Below are 22780 nucleotides of genomic sequence, written 5' to 3'. Positions count from 1 at the left end.
TCTTAAAAAAAGAGGCTATATGCACTCTCCGACAATAAGTACAATCGACATACAGAATAAACCTAATGTTACATATAACGAATTCGTATGTAATGGAATATTGAGCTTAACAACTTTTTCATTTAACACTTGCTCGATTCGTAAATTTATTGCTGTTTTTGCAAATGAAGCTGTCACACATCGATTTTCCATTGTCTTTATTTTAATTAATTTTAATAACGCACTACCTAATTCGAATGAAGATTTCATCTTTTGCATTGCATATTTATCTGCTGCTAGCTCCTGATACACATGATAGCGCTGCAATAACCCTTTTAATATCGGGATGTACACCATTCCTTCTGCTAATAACGTAAAACAAAATAATTTTAATGGATCTCGATTAGTTTGATGATATTCTTCATGGAAAATAATCGCATCCATTTCTTCATCTGAAAATGTTTGAAGCATGCCTTCTGACATGACAACTTTCGGACGAAATAACCCAATTGTAAATGCCGCAACTTCCGCGTTCGGCAATATATATATTTGTTTTCCTTTTCGAATGAAAGGGATAAGTACTTTTTGTAATTTTTTACTATAGAAAAATTGTCGCCACATTCTTTTGCACACTATGAGTACTGTAAGTAATAGTAATCCAGCAATTATAATACGAATGAGCGATAATTCCTTCATATGTTGTTCTAATTGAAACAAGCAAAAATTTGAAAGAAAGAACGCCTTATTTTGAAACAGAAATGGATATGTAACGTAATACACTAACATACTGAAAAAGAGGGTACTAACAATTACTGCTAACAATACGATTTTACGCATTTGCCATTTCATTTCATTGATCCTCTTTTTTTAACTGACTCAATTTGTCTTCTAATTTTTTTATTAAAGTCGGATCAGCCTGCTCTAACTCATCTAGCATATGATTTACAACTAAATCTCCAAATTCCCCCATCAATTCCTGTGTCATTTTCTTCGTTTGATTGGATAAGAATTCTTCTTTTGTTTGTACAGTACGATATATGCCACTTCTTTTCACCGTCTGTTTTTCTAAGTGTAATTTCTCTACTAACCTGTTCATAACTGTCATAACAGTGTTAAAATTCACAGGTGATTCTTCACTTAATTTCTGCTGCACTTCTTTAATCGTAATACCCTCGGTAGACCAAACAATCTCCATAATTTTTGCTTCAAGAGGTCCAAAGAAATGATTTAATCCTTGCTCATTTAATTTATAGTTTTGAGTAAACATAGTATGGCTCCTTTCACACTACAAATTGTAGTACAAATTAAATGAAAGGTCAAACAAGAATGATATACACTAAAATTCACTACCTATAAATACGCAGGCCATTCCATTCATTTTAAACCTAATTTCTCTCCAAATGTCTCAAAGAGATACTGCTCTAAAATTTGTACATTAAACTTCTCATTGCGCCCAAGTGCAAATAATTCCCGATCCTTTGCTACGATAGTATCTAAAGGAATAACGACATTATCCACTATTTTTGTAATTTCAATGATGTTACTTTTTACATTTACCTCTGTTTTAAATTCAACATTTTCTAATACGATATGTGAACGTCTTCCTGATGTAAAAAAAGTAAAATTAGGATTTTTCACAACGCCAATTTCAGCCTCTAACGCATATAAATAGTGAAAAATTATATCTCTATGTCCATCTTTTATTATTTTTTCATCCTTCTCATCATCTAAGTATTCTTTCACCTTCGCTGCAAACTCAAATCGAAAATCCACCTTTTTCACGCTCCCTCTTTGTATTTTTATATTAAATAAATATATTGAAATAATTTTACCATATTGTAATACAAGTTCCTATTAAAAGTAAAAAACGATTTGTAAAATCCCTATTATTTCCGATTCCTTTTTAAAATGTAAACACTAATTCAATTTGAATTAATGCTTTGTTATATCCATTTAAACATATTGTTTCCATATTTTGAAACAATAGTATGAAATATTATATATCGATAAAGTGAAACTTTAATCAATGGGAGTTTCGTTCATCCCCCACTGATTATCAGCCCTCACCAATCAAGATTTTACGGGCAGCCCGCAAATAGCCGGGTAGTTTGTTTCAAATTCATTTTTCTATATAGTTATCACTACCTTTACTATTCCGATATACTTAAACTATATTTTCTACTTATTCATTACTTGAGAGAAGGAATGTTACTCTCTTCTATCGAATTTTTATATAACAAAAATGATTAGGTGGTGCTTTACTATGAAATTAGCTGTCATTGGTGGCGGTGATTTACAAGATTCAAATCACTCGCCTATTAATGAGCGACTTATAGAATTAACAAATAAACAGTATCCAAAAGTATTATTCATTCCTACAGCTAGTCATGATGATGAAAGCTATATAAAGCTATTTTTAGAGACGTTCGAAAAACAATTACACTGTGAAGTACAAATTTTACGTACTATAGCTGATACACCTTCTAAATATGAAATAGACGAAATGATTCAGTCTGCTGATTTAATTTATCTCGGTGGCGGGAACTATATTCAAATGGTTACAGAATGGAAAGAACTTAAACTCGATGAAAAATTATTATTTGCTTTGCAACAAGGAACGCTCATTGCGGGGTATAGCGCCGGTGCTATGTGTTGGTTCACATCTAGTATCCGATCAGATTATGAAGGTTCTGGTTATATAGAGTGTAACGGTTGGGGAATTGTTAACAAAAGGTTTTGTCCGCATTATAATCAATTAAATAGAATGAACGCCTTCCATTCCTTTTTACAAAATCATCAAGGTAATATAGAAGGAATTGCACTAGAGGATAATTGCGCTTTATATATTACAGAAGAATCTTTTGAAATTATCGGTGAACCTGAAAAAGCGTGGGAGTTTTATATGAGTGATAACAAGCTCATTAGACAACATTTTGATATCACTTTAAAAAGCTATTTGTAAACATACACTTACAAAAAATGTCCCTAAGTATAATAACTTAGGGACATTTGCATGATTTAACTCACTAGTCGTGTAATTCGTTTCTTCTGCCATGAAAGCTTATAATATGCATACTGTAATATTAAGCTGACAATAAATGCTGCTGGGTACCCAATCCATATCCCTTCTATGCCAAGACTTGTATGGTAAGAAAGGTAATACGCTACAGGTACTTCAACAAGCCAAATTGATACAACTCCGATAACAGTTGGCCATAATACTGTACCACTCGCTCGCATTGTCGCACTAATAATTTGCGCATGCCCGAAAATTAAATAACTCCATAACGTAATCATAACTAGGCTATGAGCAATTTCAATTGTAGTTTGACTCGTTAAAAATAGCGATAGAATATCTCTTGAGAACAAGTAAATAAGGGATATTAGCACACCACCTATGACGTAGTTCATAATAATTCCGGCCTTCACAACTTTTTGCAATCGATCAAATTGATTCGCACCAATTGATTGTGCTGCAAAAATGGAAACTGTAATACCAAGGCTAACTGCTGGCATTTGTACATAACTTGCAACTTGGTTTACAACGCCATAAGCTGCTGTTGCATCTGAACCGTAACGATTTACAAACGCGATGACCGCAATTTCAGATAATGAAACTAATATCATATTAATACTCGCTGGAATACCGAGTCGTAACAATAGCTTCAATAACTCCCCATCCATGCGAAGATATTTCCTTACCGTACTATCTAATTGTAGTGGGTGATTTTTCTTCTTTAAATACACCAACATGACAATAAACGTAATAACTGTAGATATAACAGAAGCATAGGCTGCTCCATACACATCTAATTTCGGAGCTCCTAACCATCCAAAAATAAGAATTGGTAATAAGATCATATTTAGCGCTGTACTTACAATTAAAAAGTAAAATGGCGTTTTAGAATCTCCTGTACCTCTCATAAATGTTGTGTATGCAAAATATAAAAATAATACTGGCATCGATATAAATAAAATACGTGCATAATGAACACTTATATCAATAATATTTTCTGGCGTTCCCATTAGGCGCATAATATCCATCGCAAAAATACTACCTATAATCGCCAACACAACTCCAATAATAAATGTAAATGTCAGTGTCGTACCAACGATAGCTTTTAAACGATCTTCGTTTTTAGCACCAAACGCCTGACCAATTAAAATAGAACTCCCTGAACCAATACCAATTACAAATGAAACGAGTAAAAAAAATAGTGGAAAGAATGCTGATATAGCCGCTAAATCATTAACGCCAAGCCATCTTCCTACTACTACCATACCGAATAATTGTCCAATCGATTGTAATACATTACTTAATAGTAACGGTACTAAAAACATGGACATCGATTTCCAAATCGGTTTACTCTCACTTTCTAACTTTTGTGACTCCGCACCTTCTTTATTATTATCTGTAGGTGGTTTCAAATTTCATTTCTCCTTTTATTAAAAATCTGTTTTTCAACTTCTATTTCTTTGTATAGTTGTTATAATAATGTGCCTCTATTTATTTTCTTTTCCATATTATCATAACTTTACCCAATATTGGCTTCCATCTGCTGTTCTATCTAAAAACCCATATTCGATTAAATACCTTCTTAAAGTTACAAAATCCGGGTATACTCTTTCTATGATAGTATTTACTTCTTTTTCAGTGTACTTTTTATTACTATCAAACTTCGTCACTAAATGGCGTAATATAATTAATTTGCGCTTTTGCTTTTTCGGAAATGTAGAAAGTGGTCCATCTAATCCTTCTGTAAAATGCGCTTTTAATACTTCATCATTTTCTTCTTCCGTAATATTGTAGCGATCATCTACCATCGTTGCGGTTCTATGAATTGGTACAAATTTCGTTTGTACTTTTGATTTTTCTTCTGACAGTTCCATTAATGCTAAAAACACTTTCGCTTGCTTCATTTTCTCTCGAAGTGTAAATCGATGATTACGAATGGTTGATGTACTTCCGCCATCCATCTCTTTTACAATCTCTTTATCATTCAGCCCCATATGGAAAAACTGAACCATTTTCTTTTGCAAATCCGTTAAACCCGTATACTTTTTATCAAGGTTTAATAAATAATCAAACATAGACGTATGTTCATTTTGCACATGCAGTTGTACAAACTTCTCTGCTTCATACAAAACCTGATTATCTTGATAAATAACCCCCTTAATAAACGCTTCTCCACAAGCTAAACAAATATACTCCTCTGCTTCCGCTTCAAATACATACCCTTTCTTCAATTCTTCTACCGAAGCATCCCAAAACTTCTCTGAAATATCACTCACACTAAACACTCCTTTAAAATGTTTATCTAAAAACAGACATTCTCCAATAACGTTTGCTATTTCTTCATCATCTTAACATAAAACAAACAAACACTTCAACGTTTCGTTTACCAATTTTATAAACTTTTATAAAAACATCTATTAAAAGGGTTTGATACAACGAAAAGCGAATGTACTTATATAAATTCATTCAATAGGATGTGGAATAGAACATGACTATCCCTCAAGACCCTTGGTTTACTGTAATGCAGATTGCACAAAATACATATGCAATTAGTGAATATGGACATTGGGAGAAAGTACATTCCTTCTTACTTATAGGCGATACTGCTGCAATTCTTATCGATACAGGACTTGGTATCGATAATATGAAACGTATAACGGACCAACTAACAAACTTACCCATTACAGTTGTCACAACACACGTCCATTGGGATCATATCGGTAGCCACGCACAATATGAAGAAATCTATGTACATGCTTTAGAAGAAGATTGGCTCATTAACGGCATAAAAGGACTTCCTATTACTCAAATTAGGCACGACATCGCTCGTGATATTACTTTACCTACACCTAAAACATTTCAACCTGAAACATTCGAGCCATTCCAAGGGACACCAACAAAATTACTACAAGATGGAGATATGATTGATATCGGAAATAGGAAAATTCAAATTATACATACCCCAGGTCACTCACCAGGACATATTTGCCTATACGATTATGAAACTGCGTTTTTATTCACAGGAGATTTACTTTATGAAGGCACGATTTTTGCGTTTTATCCATCGACAAATCCTGTAGACTTAGTTCAGTCTCTAAACAAAATTACAAACCTCTCTCCTATTCAACAAATTTACGGCTCACATCATACTCTTGGTCTTCCGCCTACTATTTTGAAAGAAGTAAAATATGCTATTCAATATTTAAATAATAACAACCTCGTTCAACACGGAACCGGTATTCACTCATTCCAAAACTTCAGCATTCAATTTTAACTACAAAAAAGGTATTTCCGTATATGGAAACACCTTTTATCCATTATATATTCTATTTATAACCTCGACTAAAGCCTTACTTACCTGTACAAATATATGCTTTCGATTTCCATCCTCAACAAATTTATTTGCACAACTACCCATGACCGTTATACAACTAATTATGACTAGCGCTAACTTTCTATTCTTGTAAGTCAATTCATACCTCTCCACTATTACAAAATTCCATTTAAATTTATCCCACTTTAATGGGCAGTAAGATCCCCACCTCAAAATTCAGCGAAAGCAAAGAAGTTAGGTGGGGGATCAACTGCCCATAAAAGTCCGATTGGTTTAACTAATAATCAGTGGGGGATGAAGAAAACCCCCACTGATTAAAGTTTCACTTTATCCCATCAGGAAATTTTACATGAATAATAAAACGTGTGAATATGCAATTATGCATATATATACGTTTTATTACGATGTTGTGATTTAATTTAGTTAGAGTACACGTAAACCGAGGTGACTAACTTGAAATTCAAAGCGAAAAAGAATCCATTTCACGTCATTTTTATTACATTATTTATCACTATTTTTCTCGTTTCGCTATTCTTCCAAAATGAAAATTCTATTTTTTTCACTCTCATGATGCTGTTAAATATCGTGAATCTTTCTTCATTCTATTTCTCTCACTACGACGTAACAAAATCATCTCTTGTCGTAAAACATGGTTTCATACTGCGTACTGAAATTCCATTTGAAGATATTCGCCATATTACATACTCTGGCAAAACACTTCGCTCAGAAAAGTGGACTAGGCAGCAATTAGAAATCCATTACAATTTATTTGATTCTGTGACAACTTTCGTACCACAAGAAGAAGAAAAGTTCATTTCACTCTTAAAAGAAAACTGTTCACAAATGAAAGTATTGAACATGCCTGCTAACAAATAATATATTTTGGCACTTGTAGTAATACAAATGGAAGTCATAAAAATAAATATCAAAAAAGCCAAGATTCTAAAGAATCTTGGCTTTTTTATTACTCTTTCGGAGCAATCATTTTTTTCGGATCGACAATTTCATTAAATTGTTCTTCTGTTAGTAGTCCAGATTGCAGTGCTGCTTCTTTTAACGTTAACCCTTCTTTATGAGCATGCTTCGCAATTTTCGCTGCATTTTCATATCCGATATGCGGGTTTAATGCTGTAACAAGCATTAATGAACGATTCACATTCTCTTTAATTACTTCTTCATCTGCTTCAATACCAACTGCACAATTATCATTAAATGAAACAATTGCATCCGCTAATAGATGAGCAGATTGTAAGAAGTTATATGCAATAACAGGTTTAAATACATTTAATTCAAAATTACCTTGGCTCGCTGCAAATCCGATTGTTGCGTCATTTCCCATTACTTGCGCTACAACCATCGTTAACGCTTCACTTTGCGTTGGATTTACTTTACCTGGCATAATAGAACTTCCTGGCTCATTTGCCGGAATAATAATTTCTCCTAGACCACTACGCGGACCACTTGCCAGCCAGCGCACATCGTTAGCTATTTTCATTAAATCAGCTGCTAATGCTTTTAATGCACCATGCGTATATACAACTTCATCATGACTTGTTAATGCGTGGAACTTATTTGGTGCAGTAATAAATTGCTTACCTGTAAATTGGCTAATTTCCTCTGACACCATCTCCCCAAACTTAGGATGAGCATTAATACCTGTTCCAACTGCAGTACCACCAATTGCAAGCTCTTTCATATATGTATTGCTCTCTGCAATCATACGCTCTGTTTTTTCAAGCATACGGTGCCATCCGCTAATTTCTTGCCCTAATGTTAACGGTGTTGCATCTTGTAAGTGTGTACGACCAATTTTTATAATATGTTCAAATGCAGTTACTTTTTCTGCTAGCGTTTCTTTTAATTTCGTAATTGCTGGTAATACGTGATTTTCCACTGCAATTACACATGCTACATGAAGCGCCGTTGGGAATGTATCATTTGAACTTTGAGACATGTTCACATCATCATTCGGATGAATATGCACGTCAGATCCCTTCTCTTTCAAAATTTGATTCCCACGATTTGCAATTACTTCATTCACATTCATATTTGACTGAGTACCACTACCAGTTTGCCATACGACAAGTGGAAAATGTTCATTCCATTTCCCTGCAATCACTTCGTCAGCTGCTGCCACAATTGCTTCTGCTTTTTCTTCTGATAGCTTTCCTAATTTTTGATTACTAAGTGCTGCACTTTTCTTTAAAATGGCAAATGCTTTTACAATTTCAAGCGGCATTTGCTCTGTTCCAATCGGGAAGTTTTCTTTACTACGTTGTGTTTGTGCTGCCCATAATTTATCAGCTGGAACTTTTATTTCTCCTATTGTATCTCTTTCAATTCTGTACTCCATTTTTTCATCCCCTTGAAAATAAAATACCTACATTTCTCATTTTAACAGACTTTCACCCAAATGATAAGAATTCTCACTCTTATATATAAAAAAAATACCTTCTGCCATCGCAGAAGGTATTTTTTTATGATGCTTGCTTTCCTTTTTCAACGTCATCTACATACCAAATGAATTTGCCTGTATATCCGTAAATAACTGCTAAAATTAATGAAACAAAGCTTAACCACATAAACGGAACGTATGAGAACGTTGCTACACCTAAAATACCGGCCATAAAAATCCCATTATCAGACCATGGAACCATACCTGAAGTTAACGTTCCACCTACTTCTGAGTTACGTGCTAAAACACGGCGGTCTATTTTTAATTTATCATAGCTCTCTTCCATAATTTTCGGTGTTAAAATTAGTGATACGTACATCGCACAACCAAATATATTCGCTAAGAATGCCACGATTAATGTAGACAATGTTACATTACCTGCAGAATTTAATTTCTTCTCAAATTTTGATACGATTACTTTTAAAACACCTAGTTTTTCAAGTAATCCACCAAATCCTAAACCGAAAATAATAACGGCCACTGATCCAAGCATACCGTTAATTCCACCACGGTTTAATAACTTGTCGACAAACTCAACACCAGATTGAATTGAAAATCCGTTATACGCTGTTCCAATCGCCTCTCCAAAGTTCATTCCTTGGAAAAGAGTTGCCCAAATTGCACCAATTAAAGCTCCCATTGCAATTGTCGGCATAGACGGTTTCTTCATCGCTAATAGAACAATAACAATGACCGCCGGAACAAGCATCCATATTTTAATATCAAATTGCTTTAATAAAGCTTCTTTTAAAAACTCTACTCGATTTAAATCTACATTATCGCCGCCATACATCCAACCAGCTACAGTAAACATAATGCTAGTAATAATGTAAGCCGGAACATCTAATACGAGCATAGCTCGAACGTGAGCAATAACGTCTACTTTCGCCATAGAAGCTGCAAGAACTGTACTATCAGAAAGTGGTGATAATTTGTCGCCGAAATAAGCTCCTGAAAGAACTGCACCAGCAACAAGTGGAAGTGGTAATCCAAGCCCTTCACCAATCGCCATCATAGCAATACCTGCTGTTCCTACTGTTCCCCATGATGTTCCTGTTGCGATAGAAGTAATTGAACAAATAATTAATGTTGCTAATAGGAATATGCTAGGGTGAATAAACTCTAATCCATAATAGATTAATGTTGGTACTACGCCACCAGCAATCCAAGTTCCAATTAAAGCACCTACCGCAACTAAAATCAGTATTGCTTCTAATCCGTTAGAAATCCCTTTCGTAATTGCATCTTGCAATTCTTGATAACGAAATCCTAATCTTAATCCAAGCGCAATTACTAAAAACCATGAAATAAATAGCGCTAATTGAATTGGGAGATCAAAAATCGTTTGGAAGGAAAAGACAACAGCAAGAAATAGTAATAAAAGAACTATGATTTCTAGCATCGATGGTAATCTTACACTTTTCATTTTTTTCTCTCCTTACAAGTCGATAACATGACGTATGTCGTCTTACATGTATGTAATATACAATTAGCGAAGACAAAACAAAATTTTCATATTATTTCGATTTATTTTTCCAGTATAATATAACACCTTTTCTATTGTAAAAGTAGATGTTACTTTTCGCAATGGAAAATATAAAAAATGTTACATTTTTATATAGAACAATCCAAAAATAACTTTTTTAATATTTGCCACAACAAAACTTTTTACTATTATCCTCCCCTTTTAAGGAATACCATTTTTCTCCACAAAAAAGCACACATCATTAAAATGATGCATGCTCTACTTTTATTTATACATATTTTGTATTTCTTCTTTATTTTTAAGTATTTCCACAAACTGATTGCTACAGCCTTTCGGAAATAACACTCCGAGCCCATAGGAATGCTCAAACTGAAAATGAGGGTACTTCGCCTTGACCTCATCCCAAAATTTATACACACCGAAGTTTCGATCTTTCACCTCAATATCATGAAATAACACAATACCGTTATTCGCAAGTTTCGGTAGCCATGTTTTATAGTCATGAGAAACTGCTTCATACGTATGATAGCCATCAATATGCAACAAATTTATCGTTCCATCTTGAAACTGATCCACGGCCTCATCAAAAGTAGACCGAATTAAATTCCCTATTTGAGGATAACTCGTGCTCACGAATTTACTCACTATTTGAAAAACACCTTCTCCATATGGACCTGTGTGCTCATCTCCTGCCCAAGTATCTACAGCAAAGCATTTTGTAGATAATCCTTCATCTTTTACCCCTTGGCAAAAACTGAAAAAAGAAGCTCCTAAATGTGTACCTAACTCAACTAATATTTCTGGCTTTTCAAATCTTACTAAATCATAAGCGAAGTTTAAATGTCCCACCCAAGCAGAATTCATACGAATATATGGATTGTATTGATCAAATTCAAATGTTGGTTTATGAGTAACCCAGCTCATCACATTTCTCCTTCTACACATATTTTTAACAAACCAAATTACTCTTATCTTTATTTTTTTATCCTCTTGATTATGATTTATTTTTATAATTTTATCTCGCTTTATTTCACCTCCTCACTTGTATCGTAAACATAACTGGAACTACTAAAATTCCTACCTTCTAACACAGAAATTTCAGTTTATTTTTTATTCATTTCGTGATATATTGCATATTGTATCCGAAACGAATTTGTAGAAAAGGAGAATGAAAACTATATGGATCCAAATCGTTTAAAAGGAATCATAATGGTTGTAATTGGTGCTTGTTTATGGGGATTGTCCGGAACAGCTGCACAACAACTTTTTCAATATGAAAATGTTTCTACTGAATGGTTAGTTACAATTCGATTGCTTATATCTGGCGTTATCTTGCTCCTTATTTCATCATTCGGAAAGAGAAAAAAAGAAATATTCGGCATATGGAAACAAAGATCTGATGCTACTAAAATGATATTGTTTGGCCTATTCGGTATGCTTGCTGTACAGTACACGTACTTCGCTTCTATTAAAGAAGGGAATGCTGCCGTCGCAACATTATTACAATATTTAGCTCCTATATTTATTACTGTATACTTACTTTTCAAGTGGAACGTTCGGCCATCAAAAATTGATTTCATTTCCATTACCCTTTCATTAGTAGGCACTTTTCTCTTACTAACAAATGGGTCTGTTCATAACTTGGCTGTTTCTACACCGGCTATTATTTGGGGTATTTTATCTGGATTATCTCTTGCTTTTTATAGTTTATATTCAAAGGGATTACTAGAAAGATGGTCTTCCTCTGTCATCGTTGGATGGGGCATGATTATTGGGGGTATTGGCGTTACGATTCTACACTTTATTTCTACAAACGAATTCATTTTATTATCGACTATGAAATATGTAAAACTAAGTACCCTACCGCTCATCACATTTGTCGTCATTTTCGGAACACTGATTGCATTTTATTTATACTTAGACAGCATACGATACCTGACTCCGAAAGAAACGACATTATTCGGTTGTACTGAACCACTCGCAGCTATTATTTCTTCTGTACTTATATTACACGTACCCTTTCAATCTTTTCAGTTATTAGGGGCTTTTTGTGTCATTGTAATGGTGCTCATCTTAAGCCAAAAACCGGATGAAGGGAAACAGGAATTAAAGTTTGTTCATGAGAAAAAAGAAAATATACAATGAAAGGATTGAATTCACTATGCCTATCCCTCAAAATTATAAAAAACAAGGAAGAGTTTCGGCAAAATCACTCGTTTTAAATCAACTACAAGATTGGATTATTGAAGGTGTACTGCAGCCTGATGAAAAAATTAATGATGGGGAATTGGCTGAAGCACTAGGAGTAAGCAGAACACCTGTAAGAGAAGCACTTCAAATATTAGAGCTTTCTGGATTAGTGGAAATGGTACCTGGGCAAAAAACAAAAATTGCTCCTATTAAGTTAGACGACATTCCTATCATTTATGAAACGATGGCTGGTCTTCACTCTATTATAGGAAAGCAAGCACTTCAAAACATTACAGACGCTGATCTGAAACTACTTTCTGAAATAAACGCTGATTTTCAGCGCTCTATAGAGAAGAAAAACGCAAAACAAGCTTTAAAACTAGATATACAATTTCACAATACAATTTCTTCTATTGCTAAAAACCAATATATTGAACCCTTTCTAGAAAATATGCAACTTCACGTTTTACGCCTTGAATATTTGTTTTTCCAAAACTTTGTTCCAGCAAGTCAATCTATTGAAGAACATCACTCTATCATTCAAGCATTGCAAAAGCAGGACGAAAAACAAATGGAACAAATGATGTCTCAAAACTGGCTCCGTCCAATGAAAGAAATATCAAAAATAATTTCTACGAAATAATAATAGAGCTGGTTACACAAAATCGTAACCAGCTCACCTTTTACTAATCTATATAGTTATGCCTGAATATCTGCATATTCTTCCATATCTTCGTACTCTTTTTCCAATTCCTCTAAAGACAGCTCGTATAATTGTCGGTCGCGAATTTTAAACACACCTGCTCCAATTAACTCATCAATTAAATGCCTCTTACGATTTTCAACAGCAAAACGGAGTTGACTACTCATCTTTTAAAAAACTCCTTCCTACAATCATTGAAAATGATAATCTTTATCAATTACCATTTTTGATTATAAAAGATGACTCTTTATAAGTAAAGTAATTTCATGAAATATTTACCTTACAAAGTATTTGTGGCCACATTATATATATGTATGCCGTGCGAAAAATGTTATGACACATTTTCTTATCCTTTTTCTTTCATACTTTGCAAGTTGTCTCAATATGATTAAATTCACCATCTATTTCTACTTGAATAGTGACATGTTCTACATGAAACTTCTCCTTTAATACATCCGTAGCCTCTTTTAATACATTTTGCGTTTCATCACCTTTAATAATCAAATGGCAAGTTAATACTTGAAAATCAGATGTGACAGACCATATGTGCAAATCATGAACTTCTTTTACAACCGTAATATTTAATAATGTACTTTTTACCTCTTCAACATTTATGTGCTGGGGTGCACCTTCCATTAATATATGGACGGTATCACGTGTTACACGCCATCCACTAATAATGACTAAAATAGACACAAGAATACTAGCAATCGCATCAGCAACAGTCCATCCGAAAAATTTAATACATAGCGCTGCAATAATCGCTCCGACTGATCCTAATAGATCGCCTAATACGTGTAGGAAAGCACTTCTTAAATTCAAGTTACCCTTCACATCTCCGCCTCTCATTAATATCCAAGCTGATAAAATATTAATAAGCAGACCAAGTACAGCAATAATGAGCATCCCATTACTAGCAATCTCAACTGGTTCTTTAAAACGGCGAATTGCTTCAATAAAAATGTATACTGAAATGACAATAAGAACGACACCGTTACATAATGCCGCTAACATTTCGACTCGCTTATACCCGTATGTTTTCGCAGTTGTTGCTGTTTTTTCTCCAAGCTTAAACGCAAGTAAACTTAATGCTAAGGATACTGCATCACTTAACATATGCCCCGCATCAGATAGTAGTGCTAAACTATTTGTTACAAATCCCCCAATCACCTCAGCAATCATAAAACTTGTCGTTAATACGAAAGCAATTAGTAACGCCTTTTTATTGTTAGAATGACCGTGATCATGTGAATGCCCCATACCAATACTCCTTTAAGTGCAATATCTGTACATTAGTATGAAACAAACTCCCCGTCTTTATCCCGTATTAACTGCCCGTAAACGCCCGCTTCCTCTGTATACACACTTCGCTTCTTTTTAAATAAGTCCTTTTTCTCAACAAAAAATAAGACTACTTCTTTTTCAGCTTCATATTGTTTACTAATGAAAGAATTTTTAAGGAGGTTACTAAAATGAAACGTTTATTTCTCTGTATGGAACGTGAACTAGTTGTAGTGAAAGAACAATATGGTAACTATGAAACAACGTATCACTTACAAAATATGCAACCTACCTGTATCGCAGTTGATCCATTCCAAAAGAATCGTGTATATTGCGGCACATTTGGACGAGGTTTATGGCTAAGTGACGATGGCGGGGATTCGTGGAAACCGATTGGAGATTCATATCGTTACTTTGATTTCCCTAAAGAAGATGGTATTTTACACTCTTCGATAACTTCCATTACGATAAGTCCTAATGAACAAGTTAACGGCTATGGCGTCGTTTATGTCGGCTCAGAACCGAGCGCTTTATTCCGTTCTGAAAATGGTGGTGAAACGTGGACTGAACTTAAAAATATGAAATCATTATTATCTTCTTATACGTGGGCTTTTCCGCCTAGACCTTTTACCCATCATGTACGCTGGATTACAGTTGATCCAAACAATCCAAATACAATCCATGTTTCAATTGAAGCTGGTGCTGTTATTCAAAGTAATGATAGAGGGCATACTTGGATTGATAAAAAATTCGGTGCTCCTATCGATGCGCATCAATTGCTTATGCACCCTGAAGCTCCAAATCGCCTTTATGCATCATGTGGTGATGGTTTTATGGGCGGACCTGATCGCGCATACCTTGAAAGTTATAACAGTGGAAACAGCTGGATCTCATGCAGTGAAGGACTTGAACACCATTATTTATACAGCATGGCTATCGATCCGGCTGATTGTGATACAATTCTCGTTTCTGCCGCACCGAGTGCTGACCTCGCTCATCACCATATTCCTTATGAATCTTATATTTATCGTAAAACGAAAGATACTCCTTTCGAGCAAGTACAACAAGGTCTACCATCTGCAATCGGTACAGTCATTTCGATGTTTGCGACAAATCCAGCAGAACCACATACATTTTACACTTTAAATAACAACGGCGTGTTTCAATCCAATGATAGCGGCGAATCGTGGGAACAACTAAACATTCCGTGGAAAGATGAGTATAAAACGCAGCATCCGCATGCATTGCTCGTAACTAATTCTTAACGAAAAAAGACTGCCTAATGGTTTTAGGCAGTCTCTTTTTTATTTCTTTAAGTCAATTACAATATCATCTAACGCAATACCCTTATTGCCTCCCAATCTTCGAGGCACAAAACGCTCCTTTACTTCTCCTCCAACTATTGTTACCGAGCCATAATTTTCAGGAGTGTGAATTCTTAAATTAATGTAAGGCGTTATTATTAACTTAGTCGCATTCTCATTAAGTTGTTGGAATGTTTCACTCCAATTAAAATTATAAGGATCTTCACCTGAGCCTCCATTTCCTTCTCCATAATACTGATTACCTATATCATCTCTCACTTTTAAATCAACATCCACTCCATCCCATACATCTCTTATTTCTTGAGCTACTTCTTGGTTGTAATATAGAATAAACGACATGGGTGTTATTTCCATTCTCTCCATATTAACTTTTACACCGTCTTTTTCTGCACTACCTCTAATCAATTTCTCTTTATTTTCTATTCCTTTTAGATTAATATTAAAATTCCAATCTCCTTTTATCTCTTCTTCTGTTTCTAAAATGTTTATACTTTGTATACTCCATTCAACATTCACTGTAGTTCCTTTATTACTAACTAGATCACTACTTGTTTTTATTAAACCTTCATATTTCCTATCAGCGACCTTAATAATTTCATTGCTTCCTGATTGGGCACCTGCTCCTTTAATAGTTAAAAAATCCAACGTACTTGGATTTTTACCTAAATCTCTGTTACTTTCTATAGAATAGTTTATTGATACTGTCTTACCATCGAAAATCGCATTATTAATCGTTATCTTAATTCCATTGCTTTCTTTTGTCATATTTAGTACTGTGGCGTATTGTTGATAATTATTATGAAGCCCCGTTTTCTTCTCTGCGTCCGCTTTATAATTTTCATATAACCCTGTTCTACCATTATCTAAAAATCGGAATATGTCACCTACAATTGGCAATCCCCCGGCATATGTAGGAAACCCGATACCAAGCGTTGCAACTGATAACCCTACTAAAATAGATGCAGCAGCAACACCTTTTTTCCAACTTTTCATCTTTTTCTTCGTACGTATCGATTGTTTTACATTACGTTTCACTTTTTCTTTTTCAATTTCAGAAGCCTCAATTTCCTCAATTTCTTTTTCATCTATATCAATATCATTTAATAGTTCATAAATGTCTTTCATATTGCACTACCTCCAAAACTAATTTTCGTAGCATTTTGTTGTAGTTTCTTTTTTCCACGGTACACACGATTATCGATCGCTGCCCGAGTTAACCCTAACTTATCTCCTATTTCTTCTGTCTTCATACCGAGAAGATATTTCATAATGAACACCTTTTGATCTAACGGTTCTAATTGATTAATAAGCTTCAATAACTCTTCCCTATCTTCCATAACGATTAATTCATCTTCCGCTGACTTTTCCGTACTAATATGAAACTCATCTGAAATAATTTCTACTTTTCTAGTCGCCTTCCGGTAATAATCAATCGCTTTAAATTTCGCAATCGCCGCTATCCATTTTTTAAAGTCACTCGGCTCTCCATGAAATTTATTTGCGTTATTCCAAATGGAAAGAAATATATCGTTTACACATTCCTCTATTAATCCATCATTTTGAACCGGAAGAAGGATTTTATGCGTTATTCCTTTTATAAGTGGTAAATATGTATCGACAACGAATTCTAGCGCATCTTCTTTTTGCCGTTGTAATCTTTTTATAAAATTTTTCTGATTTGATTTCATGTAGCGATTCCCCTTATTTTTTTGTAAAAGCTTTTACACCCTATATAACGTCTTACAAAATATTTTCTCTCATCTTTTTTATTTTTTGTATGTTATGGAATACTTTCCCTACGCCATTGTCTCACATAACTATGTATTACAAGAAAATTTTCTCAAGTCTGCAATTTAATTCATGTAGTACACTATTTATATAGTCATTCTTTAACTTGGTGTACATTTTACTCCGCATTAACGGGCAATAAATCCCACCTCAAAATTGGGCGAATGCGAGGAAGTTAGGTGGGAGATAACTGTCCGTAAAAGCCCGATTGGTTCAACTAATAATCAGTGGGGGATGGAAAAAACCCCCACTGATTAAAGTTTCACTTTATTTCATTAATCTACTTTTCAACATTTTAAACTAGGAGATGAGATGTGTATGTGTGGAATTACAGGCTGGGTAAATTGGAATAAGGATCTTTCCAATGAACATGTTATTTTAGAAAAGATGGCAAATAGTATCCAGCATCGCGGTCCGGATGCTGAAGGATTTTGGTTTTCACCTCGTGCGGCCTTTGCACACCGTCGGTTAATCGTAATTGATCCAGAAGGCGGGACACAACCAAAAACATTTCGTGCTGGTGATTATACGTATGCTCTTACTTATAATGGAGAAATTTATAATTTCCGTGAACTGAGAGAGCAACTTCAACAATGTGGTCATGCATTTGAAACGCATTCAGATACAGAAGTATTACTACATGCTTATTTAGAATGGAAAGAAGATTGCGTACAACATTTAAATGGTATTTTTGCCTTTGCAATATGGGATGATCAAAAGCAACAATTATTTTTAGCACGTGATCATTTAGGCGTAAAGCCACTCTTTTATACAGAAAGAAATGACAGTATTATTTTCGGATCCGAAATAAAAGCGCTATTAGCCCATCCATCTGTCCCTGCTGAAATTGATGCAGATGGCATAAACGAAATATTTGGATTAGGATTATTTCGAACTCCAGGATGTGGCGTCTTTAAACATATTCAAGAAGTACGTGCTGGACATTCTATAACGTTTACACGTGATAAAAAAGTAGTTAAGAAATATTGGAATTTAGAAAGTAAAGTTCATACAGACTCTACTGCAGATACATCATCACATATTTTATCTATTTTACAAGATACAGTAAAAAGACAATTAATTGCCGATGTTCCTCTCGTTTGTATGTTATCAGGCGGATTAGATTCTAGTGGTATTACTGCACTAGCGGGTAAAGAGTTTGCAGCGGAAAATAAAACACTTCATACGTATTCCGTTGACTTTGTAAATAGTGCAAAAGATTTCGAGCTAACATTTGCTCGCACTGGTTTAGACGCTCCTTGGGTAAAACGTGTTTCCGAACATGTAGGGACATCTCATCATGACATTATTGTGAATGCTGAAGAATTAGCAAATCACTTATTCGTCCCTCTCCGTGCAAAAGATTTACCGAGTGCTGGCGAAATGGAAACTTCACTATATTTACTATTTTGCGAAATGAAAAAAGATGCAACTGTAGCTTTATCCGGCGAATCTGCTGATGAAGTATTCGGCGGGTACCCTTGGTTTCATCAAGAGGATTTACTATTTGTCGATAAATTTCCTTGGCTAACAAATTGGAAAAACACTTCCCCTCTTCTACTAAATGAAGTAAATAACCAATGCAACTTAGAAAACTATATTGATACACGCTTCCAAGAAGCGATTCTTGAAGTACCTACTCTTGAAGGGGAAAGTAAAAAATCCGCGAAACAACGCCAAATGTTTTATTTATTTTTAACGAGATTTCTCCCGTTCTTACTTGATCGTAAAGATCGTATGAGTATGGCTGTAGGCTTTGAAGTACGTGTACCGTTTTGCGATTATAGATTAGTTGAATATTTATGGAACGTTCCTTTCAATATAAAAAGCATTGATAATATTGAAAAAGGCATTTTACGTAGAGCACTGCAACCTGCTTTACCTGACGATGTACGCAATAGAAGAAAAAGTGCTTATCCAACTTCACAAGATCCACATTATTTACAAACAATCCGTCATTTATCACTCGACTTGTGCAGTAATAAAAACAATCCTATTTTCTCACTTATTAATCATTCCACATTACTTGCCATTGCCGATGAAAGCAATAAAGAAATTAACAATTTTGAAGCAAGAAGTGCTATGGAATATATGCTACAAGTAAATGAATGGTTGAAAACGTATCATATTCATATTGCTTAACAAAAAGGAGTTCAAGGATAAAAACCTTGAACTCCTTTTATATTAATTAGCGCATTTTTTATTTTCAGTATCAATGGACCATCCAATAATTGTGGCACAATCTCTACCTTTCCACTGCAGTACATTTGTTAATACTGGCTCAATCTGTAAGCAACTTCCGTCGTGCAATATTTCTACTAAAGATTGATCATCATCAAATTTTCGTTTATCACACTCTAAAATACCGTCCGTTGCCATTACAATGTGATTCATTCCTTTTTCTAATCCTCTGACACCTGATGTAAAGCAAGGTGTATTTGCAGCAAAAATATTTTTCCTACCAATATATTCGTAATTCTTCCGTTTATTTAACCGCCCTTTACCATTCTTCGTTTTTTCAGAATGGAATAAATATGCGAAGCAATCACCAACTGATAGCCAATATAAAAATTCGCCTTTTCGCAAACAAATTAAGCATGCAAGTTCCTCATCATCTTGATCACATTTTTCAATAAACAATTCATCTGTAAATAAAGCTAATAAGTACATATGCGTATGATGAAAAGCTAAATGTATCGGGTAAGAAAATAACTCTTTTAGTTTCTCTTTTCTTGCTGAAATTGCTTCTATTATATAATCAATATTTTTTGTTTTGTGGTGTGTATCAAAAATCATAACAAATTCAAATTGTAATTCAGGATCCCACCAAGCAAGTACCGCATCTCCTCGTTCATATGCATCACTCTCTTGATTTCCCCCATATACGCCGACTGAAAGAGGACCACATTTTTCAACATGTATTTCATCTACATACATCTGTTCATGACTCATCCATTTGAATGTATTCACAGCTATCATCCTCTCTCTTGCTAAATGTATACCTTTACACATAGATTACCTTATATTTCAATAAAAATAAACTTTTTCAACATTTTTTATCCAAATAAAAGGATTTTATTTCTACATTCACGAATATATCTTACTATACGATATAAAAACAGGGGGATTTATCATTATGAAAGACATCAATCAACATTGGGAGAGCATTTATTATCACTTACGATATGAGTATGAGGACAACCTTTCTCACCAAGCCATTCGTATTTTACAACTCATTTCTCGTGAGAAAGATATAACAATTGGAAAAGTCGCTACTGAGCTTAGTCTCTCTCATAACACAGCATCAGAACATGTAAAGCGCCTCATTCAAAAAGGATTTATTATAAAAGAAAGAAACAAACAAGATGAAAGGGTCGTAAACCTTACTTTAACGAAAGAAGGCATTGAAATATTAGAAAAGCATACTTTACTAGATAAAGAAAAGATAAAAATATTAGAATCACAGTTATCAAAAGAAGAACAACAATTAATTGAAAAAGCCTTTTCTTTATTAGCGAAGGAGGCAAAATATGCATTTCCTCGTTAAAGTAATCGTTTCTGCACTTATTATTGGCGTTATTACTGAAGTCGCTAAACATTATAGTACGATAGGCGGCTTTATTGCTGCCCTTCCTCTTGTAAGTTTACTAAGCCTATTTTGGATTTCTTTAGAAGGCGGGAACAAACAAGAATTAAGTCAATTTGCTATAGGCGTATTATATGGATTTCCTGCATCCGCACTACTACTATTTATCGTCTATATTGGTCTAAAAAACTCATTTTCACTTAGTACATCTGTCCTGTTTGGTATAGGTGTTTGGTGTATCGTTTTTGCTTGTCAAAAATTATTTCAAGCTTAGTTAGGAGGGTTTATTATTTATAAATTTGTAGAGGTATTGGAGCAAACTATAGAAGTATATACAAAAGGAAGTAGTAAACAAACGGTAGTTATTCAGACCGGAATGGGTTGCTCATTTTATGATTGGCTCCCTATTATAGAAAAACTTTCACAACATTTTACAGTCATTTCATACCATCGCCCAGGTTACGGAAAAAGTGAACTAGGAAATTATTCGCGTACTACAAGACAAGCGACAAACGAACTTCATATGTTACTACATGAACTTGCTATTCACGAGCCTATCATTTTAATCGGTCATTCCTATGGAGGCTTATGTGCACAACATTTTGCGATGTTACATGAAGATAAGCTGCAAGCACTTATTTTAGTTGATTCTACTTCTATGAACTTACACCGATTAGATGAACTGCATTTACCAATTTCTGATCAAACGGATTCGGATGATATGTGGCTTCAAAAATATAATACATACTCCAAAATGGATATAGACATGCTTAATAATGAACTAAAACCTATACTCGTTGATCAATCAAGACAGTACATTGAATTTTCTACCTCCCCTCTATTATATAAAGCGACAGCTTCTGAACTATGTGCGTGGAAAAATTGTGCTCGCTTAATAAAAGAGTTATATAAAACATTAGAAACACCTTTAATCGTTATTGGTAGGGACCCTCAATATTCTATTACTCAGTTGACTGAGGATGGCATGCCAAAAGAGGAAGCAACACAACTAGAAACAATGTGACAAGAACTGATTCATGAACAATTACAACTCTCAATAAATAGCCAATATATACTTGCCGAACATGCTGGTCACGGAATTGAAAATACTCGACCAGATATTATTATTGAAGCAATTCACTCCTTGCAAATAAAAAAAGGAAGCAACTAACGCTGCTTCCTTACTTATCTATTCATAATCTTCTTCATCATCGATTTCTTCATAATACGAATTCCCATTACTTACATATATAGGGCCATTCGCAACGTCAATACGTAATACCCATGCCCATGGCACAGCTAAACGCTTATGTATTGCTCGCCAAAAGCTCATTGATTTTCTTTCGTACTCCTGGAACTCCTGAAGTAACTCTTTGTAGGAGGAACCGTCTAACTGAATATTTGCTTCTAACAAACGAGAATGGGCATAGTACTGCAGCTCTAGTTCAGCAGCAATTTCCATTTCTTCTTCCGTTGCCATACCAATAATTGCTCCATCTGCTGGTACAATTTCAAATACGTTCTGAACTTCAATAAGCCCTTCTTTCTCTTTCTCAAACATGTAAACAGCCTCCTTTAACACATATTTTTTATGTTACAAAGTCATACTTCTACAATAACTTCTCCCTTTCCTCTTT

Annotated in this window: 23 protein-coding genes and 1 pseudogene; 10 read left to right on the top strand and 14 right to left on the bottom strand. The window is 34.4% G+C overall.

The annotated features are described in order from the left end of the window. Positions 1-15 precede the first annotated feature (15 nt). The 3 genes from DM800_RS26820 to DM800_RS26810 form a co-directional block, all read right to left on the bottom strand. Positions 16-828 carry a M56 family metallopeptidase gene (locus DM800_RS26820; RefSeq protein WP_147787997.1) on the bottom strand — a complete coding sequence of 271 codons (813 nt, stop codon included), beginning with the start codon at positions 826-828 and terminating at the stop codon, positions 16-18. A 1-nt stretch (position 829) separates the two neighbouring features. Beyond that, positions 830-1246 (bottom strand): BlaI/MecI/CopY family transcriptional regulator, encoded by a 417-nt coding sequence (locus DM800_RS26815; RefSeq protein ID WP_000495070.1) that lies wholly within the window; start codon positions 1244-1246, stop codon positions 830-832. Positions 1247-1353: 107 nt separating this feature from the next. Continuing rightward, complete coding sequence (locus tag DM800_RS26810; RefSeq protein ID WP_002108594.1) at positions 1354-1752, bottom strand: DUF3942 family protein; 399 nt, start codon at positions 1750-1752, stop codon at positions 1354-1356. A 490-nt stretch (positions 1753-2242) separates the two neighbouring features. Here DM800_RS26810 and DM800_RS26805 point away from each other — a divergent pair, with 490 nt between their 5' ends. After that, complete coding sequence (locus DM800_RS26805) at positions 2243-2941, top strand: peptidase E (protein WP_088062949.1); 699 nt, start codon at positions 2243-2245, stop codon at positions 2939-2941. 56 nt (positions 2942-2997) lie between these two features. Here the strand turns inward: DM800_RS26805 and DM800_RS26800 are convergent, their stop codons facing one another. Continuing rightward, positions 2998-4407 carry an MATE family efflux transporter gene (locus tag DM800_RS26800; protein ID WP_147787996.1) on the bottom strand — a complete coding sequence of 470 codons (1410 nt, stop codon included), beginning with the start codon at positions 4405-4407 and terminating at the stop codon, positions 2998-3000. A 99-nt stretch (positions 4408-4506) separates the two neighbouring features. Continuing rightward, on the bottom strand, positions 4507-5271 hold the full coding sequence (locus tag DM800_RS26795; protein WP_064470811.1) for a DUF2087 domain-containing protein: 765 nt from the start codon (positions 5269-5271) through the stop codon (positions 4507-4509). 212 nt (positions 5272-5483) lie between these two features. On the opposite strand from DM800_RS26795, the gene DM800_RS26790 reads away from it, so the two are divergent. Beyond that, positions 5484-6269: an MBL fold metallo-hydrolase gene (locus DM800_RS26790; protein ID WP_147787995.1), complete on the top strand. Its 786-nt coding sequence runs from the start codon at positions 5484-5486 to the stop codon at positions 6267-6269. 513 nt (positions 6270-6782) lie between these two features. Beyond that, positions 6783-7205, top strand: a complete 423-nt coding sequence (locus DM800_RS26785) for a PH domain-containing protein (RefSeq protein WP_147787994.1) — start codon at positions 6783-6785, stop codon at positions 7203-7205. A gap of 88 nt (positions 7206-7293) precedes the next feature. On the opposite strand, the gene fumC is transcribed toward DM800_RS26785, so the two are convergent. The 3 genes from fumC to DM800_RS26770 all read right to left on the bottom strand — a co-directional run bounded on the left by fumC (position 7294) and on the right by DM800_RS26770 (position 11194). Next, positions 7294-8682 (bottom strand): class II fumarate hydratase, encoded by a 1389-nt coding sequence (fumC, locus tag DM800_RS26780; protein ID WP_098091058.1) that lies wholly within the window; start codon positions 8680-8682, stop codon positions 7294-7296. A gap of 124 nt (positions 8683-8806) precedes the next feature. Next, on the bottom strand, positions 8807-10210 hold the full coding sequence (nhaC, locus tag DM800_RS26775) for a Na+/H+ antiporter NhaC (RefSeq protein ID WP_147787993.1): 1404 nt from the start codon (positions 10208-10210) through the stop codon (positions 8807-8809). Positions 10211-10534: 324 nt separating this feature from the next. Next, complete coding sequence (locus tag DM800_RS26770) at positions 10535-11194, bottom strand: class I SAM-dependent methyltransferase (RefSeq protein WP_088062945.1); 660 nt, start codon at positions 11192-11194, stop codon at positions 10535-10537. Positions 11195-11449: 255 nt separating this feature from the next. Here DM800_RS26770 and DM800_RS26765 point away from each other — a divergent pair, with 255 nt between their 5' ends. Then, complete coding sequence (locus tag DM800_RS26765) at positions 11450-12415, top strand: DMT family transporter (RefSeq protein WP_088062944.1); 966 nt, start codon at positions 11450-11452, stop codon at positions 12413-12415. A 16-nt stretch (positions 12416-12431) separates the two neighbouring features. Further along, positions 12432-13103: a GntR family transcriptional regulator gene (locus DM800_RS26760; RefSeq protein ID WP_046959020.1), complete on the top strand. Its 672-nt coding sequence runs from the start codon at positions 12432-12434 to the stop codon at positions 13101-13103. Between the two features lie 56 nt (positions 13104-13159). On the opposite strand, the gene fbpA is transcribed toward DM800_RS26760, so the two are convergent. Both fbpA and DM800_RS26750 read right to left on the bottom strand, forming a co-directional pair. Next, a complete protein-coding gene (gene fbpA, locus DM800_RS26755; RefSeq protein WP_000098304.1) occupies positions 13160-13330 on the bottom strand; it encodes a Fur-regulated basic protein FbpA in 171 nt (56 codons plus the stop codon). Positions 13331-13523: 193 nt separating this feature from the next. After that, positions 13524-14423 carry a cation diffusion facilitator family transporter gene (locus tag DM800_RS26750; RefSeq protein WP_147787992.1) on the bottom strand — a complete coding sequence of 300 codons (900 nt, stop codon included), beginning with the start codon at positions 14421-14423 and terminating at the stop codon, positions 13524-13526. A gap of 212 nt (positions 14424-14635) precedes the next feature. On the opposite strand from DM800_RS26750, the gene DM800_RS26745 reads away from it, so the two are divergent. Further along, complete coding sequence (locus DM800_RS26745) at positions 14636-15709, top strand: WD40/YVTN/BNR-like repeat-containing protein (protein WP_098133610.1); 1074 nt, start codon at positions 14636-14638, stop codon at positions 15707-15709. Between the two features lie 39 nt (positions 15710-15748). On the opposite strand, the gene DM800_RS26740 is transcribed toward DM800_RS26745, so the two are convergent. After that, positions 15749-16894, bottom strand: a complete 1146-nt coding sequence (locus tag DM800_RS26740) for a DUF4179 domain-containing protein (protein ID WP_147787991.1) — start codon at positions 16892-16894, stop codon at positions 15749-15751. Next, positions 16891-17457 (bottom strand): sigma-70 family RNA polymerase sigma factor, encoded by a 567-nt coding sequence (locus tag DM800_RS26735; protein WP_147787990.1) that lies wholly within the window; start codon positions 17455-17457, stop codon positions 16891-16893. The genes DM800_RS26740 and DM800_RS26735 overlap by 4 nt, the downstream gene beginning before the upstream one ends. Before the next feature lie 418 nt (positions 17458-17875). Between DM800_RS26735 and asnB the strand changes: the two genes are divergently transcribed. Further along, a complete protein-coding gene (gene asnB / locus DM800_RS26730; RefSeq protein ID WP_147787989.1) occupies positions 17876-19699 on the top strand; it encodes an asparagine synthase (glutamine-hydrolyzing) in 1824 nt (607 codons plus the stop codon). A 42-nt stretch (positions 19700-19741) separates the two neighbouring features. On the opposite strand, the gene DM800_RS26725 is transcribed toward asnB, so the two are convergent. Beyond that, positions 19742-20569, bottom strand: a complete 828-nt coding sequence (locus tag DM800_RS26725; RefSeq protein WP_088062938.1) for a PP2C family serine/threonine-protein phosphatase — start codon at positions 20567-20569, stop codon at positions 19742-19744. Between the two features lie 124 nt (positions 20570-20693). Between DM800_RS26725 and DM800_RS26720 the strand changes: the two genes are divergently transcribed. From DM800_RS26720 to DM800_RS26710, 3 genes and pseudogenes are all read left to right on the top strand, one after another. Next, positions 20694-21104 (top strand): MarR family winged helix-turn-helix transcriptional regulator, encoded by a 411-nt coding sequence (locus tag DM800_RS26720; RefSeq protein ID WP_000651933.1) that lies wholly within the window; start codon positions 20694-20696, stop codon positions 21102-21104. After that, positions 21088-21417 carry a DUF3147 family protein gene (locus tag DM800_RS26715; RefSeq protein ID WP_000545644.1) on the top strand — a complete coding sequence of 110 codons (330 nt, stop codon included), beginning with the start codon at positions 21088-21090 and terminating at the stop codon, positions 21415-21417. The genes DM800_RS26720 and DM800_RS26715 overlap by 17 nt, the downstream gene beginning before the upstream one ends. 36 nt (positions 21418-21453) lie before the next feature. Further along, positions 21454-22314, top strand: a pseudogene (locus DM800_RS26710) (alpha/beta hydrolase). A gap of 18 nt (positions 22315-22332) precedes the next feature. On the opposite strand, the gene DM800_RS26705 reads toward DM800_RS26710, so the two are convergent. After that, the gene (locus DM800_RS26705) at positions 22333-22704 is read right to left on the bottom strand and encodes a hypothetical protein (protein ID WP_046959012.1); all 372 of its coding nucleotides are present in this window, start codon (positions 22702-22704) and stop codon (positions 22333-22335) included. Positions 22705-22780 lie beyond the last annotated feature (76 nt).

Source organism: Bacillus sp. AY18-3 (genome assembly GCF_008042305.1).
In the GTDB taxonomy this organism is placed as follows: domain Bacteria; phylum Bacillota; class Bacilli; order Bacillales; family Bacillaceae_G; genus Bacillus_A; species Bacillus_A wiedmannii.
This window is presented reverse-complemented; position numbering and strand designations above follow the sequence as displayed.

Bases quoted from the DNA above. Each gene is read 5' to 3' on its own strand.
- DM800_RS26765 (WP_088062944.1), top strand. From the start codon at position 11,450: ATGGATCCAAATCGTTTAAAAGGAATCATAATGGTTGTAATTGGTGCT.
- fumC (WP_098091058.1), bottom strand. From the start codon at position 8,682: ATGGAGTACAGAATTGAAAGAGATACAATAGGAGAAATAAAAGTTCCA.
- DM800_RS26740 (WP_147787991.1), bottom strand. From the start codon at position 16,894: ATGAAAGACATTTATGAACTATTAAATGATATTGATATAGATGAAAAA.
- DM800_RS26760 (WP_046959020.1), top strand. From the start codon at position 12,432: ATGCCTATCCCTCAAAATTATAAAAAACAAGGAAGAGTTTCGGCAAAA.
- nhaC (WP_147787993.1), bottom strand. From the start codon at position 10,210: ATGAAAAGTGTAAGATTACCATCGATGCTAGAAATCATAGTTCTTTTA.
- DM800_RS26720 (WP_000651933.1), top strand. From the start codon at position 20,694: ATGAAAGACATCAATCAACATTGGGAGAGCATTTATTATCACTTACGA.
- DM800_RS26790 (WP_147787995.1), top strand. From the start codon at position 5,484: ATGACTATCCCTCAAGACCCTTGGTTTACTGTAATGCAGATTGCACAA.
- DM800_RS26705 (WP_046959012.1), bottom strand. From the start codon at position 22,704: ATGTTTGAGAAAGAGAAAGAAGGGCTTATTGAAGTTCAGAACGTATTT.
- asnB (WP_147787989.1), top strand. From the start codon at position 17,876: ATGTGTGGAATTACAGGCTGGGTAAATTGGAATAAGGATCTTTCCAAT.
- DM800_RS26745 (WP_098133610.1), top strand. From the start codon at position 14,636: ATGAAACGTTTATTTCTCTGTATGGAACGTGAACTAGTTGTAGTGAAA.
- DM800_RS26715 (WP_000545644.1), top strand. From the start codon at position 21,088: ATGCATTTCCTCGTTAAAGTAATCGTTTCTGCACTTATTATTGGCGTT.
- fbpA (WP_000098304.1), bottom strand. From the start codon at position 13,330: ATGAGTAGTCAACTCCGTTTTGCTGTTGAAAATCGTAAGAGGCATTTA.
- DM800_RS26820 (WP_147787997.1), bottom strand. From the start codon at position 828: ATGAAATGGCAAATGCGTAAAATCGTATTGTTAGCAGTAATTGTTAGT.
- DM800_RS26815 (WP_000495070.1), bottom strand. From the start codon at position 1,246: ATGTTTACTCAAAACTATAAATTAAATGAGCAAGGATTAAATCATTTC.
- DM800_RS26735 (WP_147787990.1), bottom strand. From the start codon at position 17,457: ATGAAATCAAATCAGAAAAATTTTATAAAAAGATTACAACGGCAAAAA.
- DM800_RS26725 (WP_088062938.1), bottom strand. From the start codon at position 20,569: ATGTGTAAAGGTATACATTTAGCAAGAGAGAGGATGATAGCTGTGAAT.
- DM800_RS26805 (WP_088062949.1), top strand. From the start codon at position 2,243: ATGAAATTAGCTGTCATTGGTGGCGGTGATTTACAAGATTCAAATCAC.
- DM800_RS26750 (WP_147787992.1), bottom strand. From the start codon at position 14,423: ATGGGGCATTCACATGATCACGGTCATTCTAACAATAAAAAGGCGTTA.
- DM800_RS26770 (WP_088062945.1), bottom strand. From the start codon at position 11,194: ATGAGCTGGGTTACTCATAAACCAACATTTGAATTTGATCAATACAAT.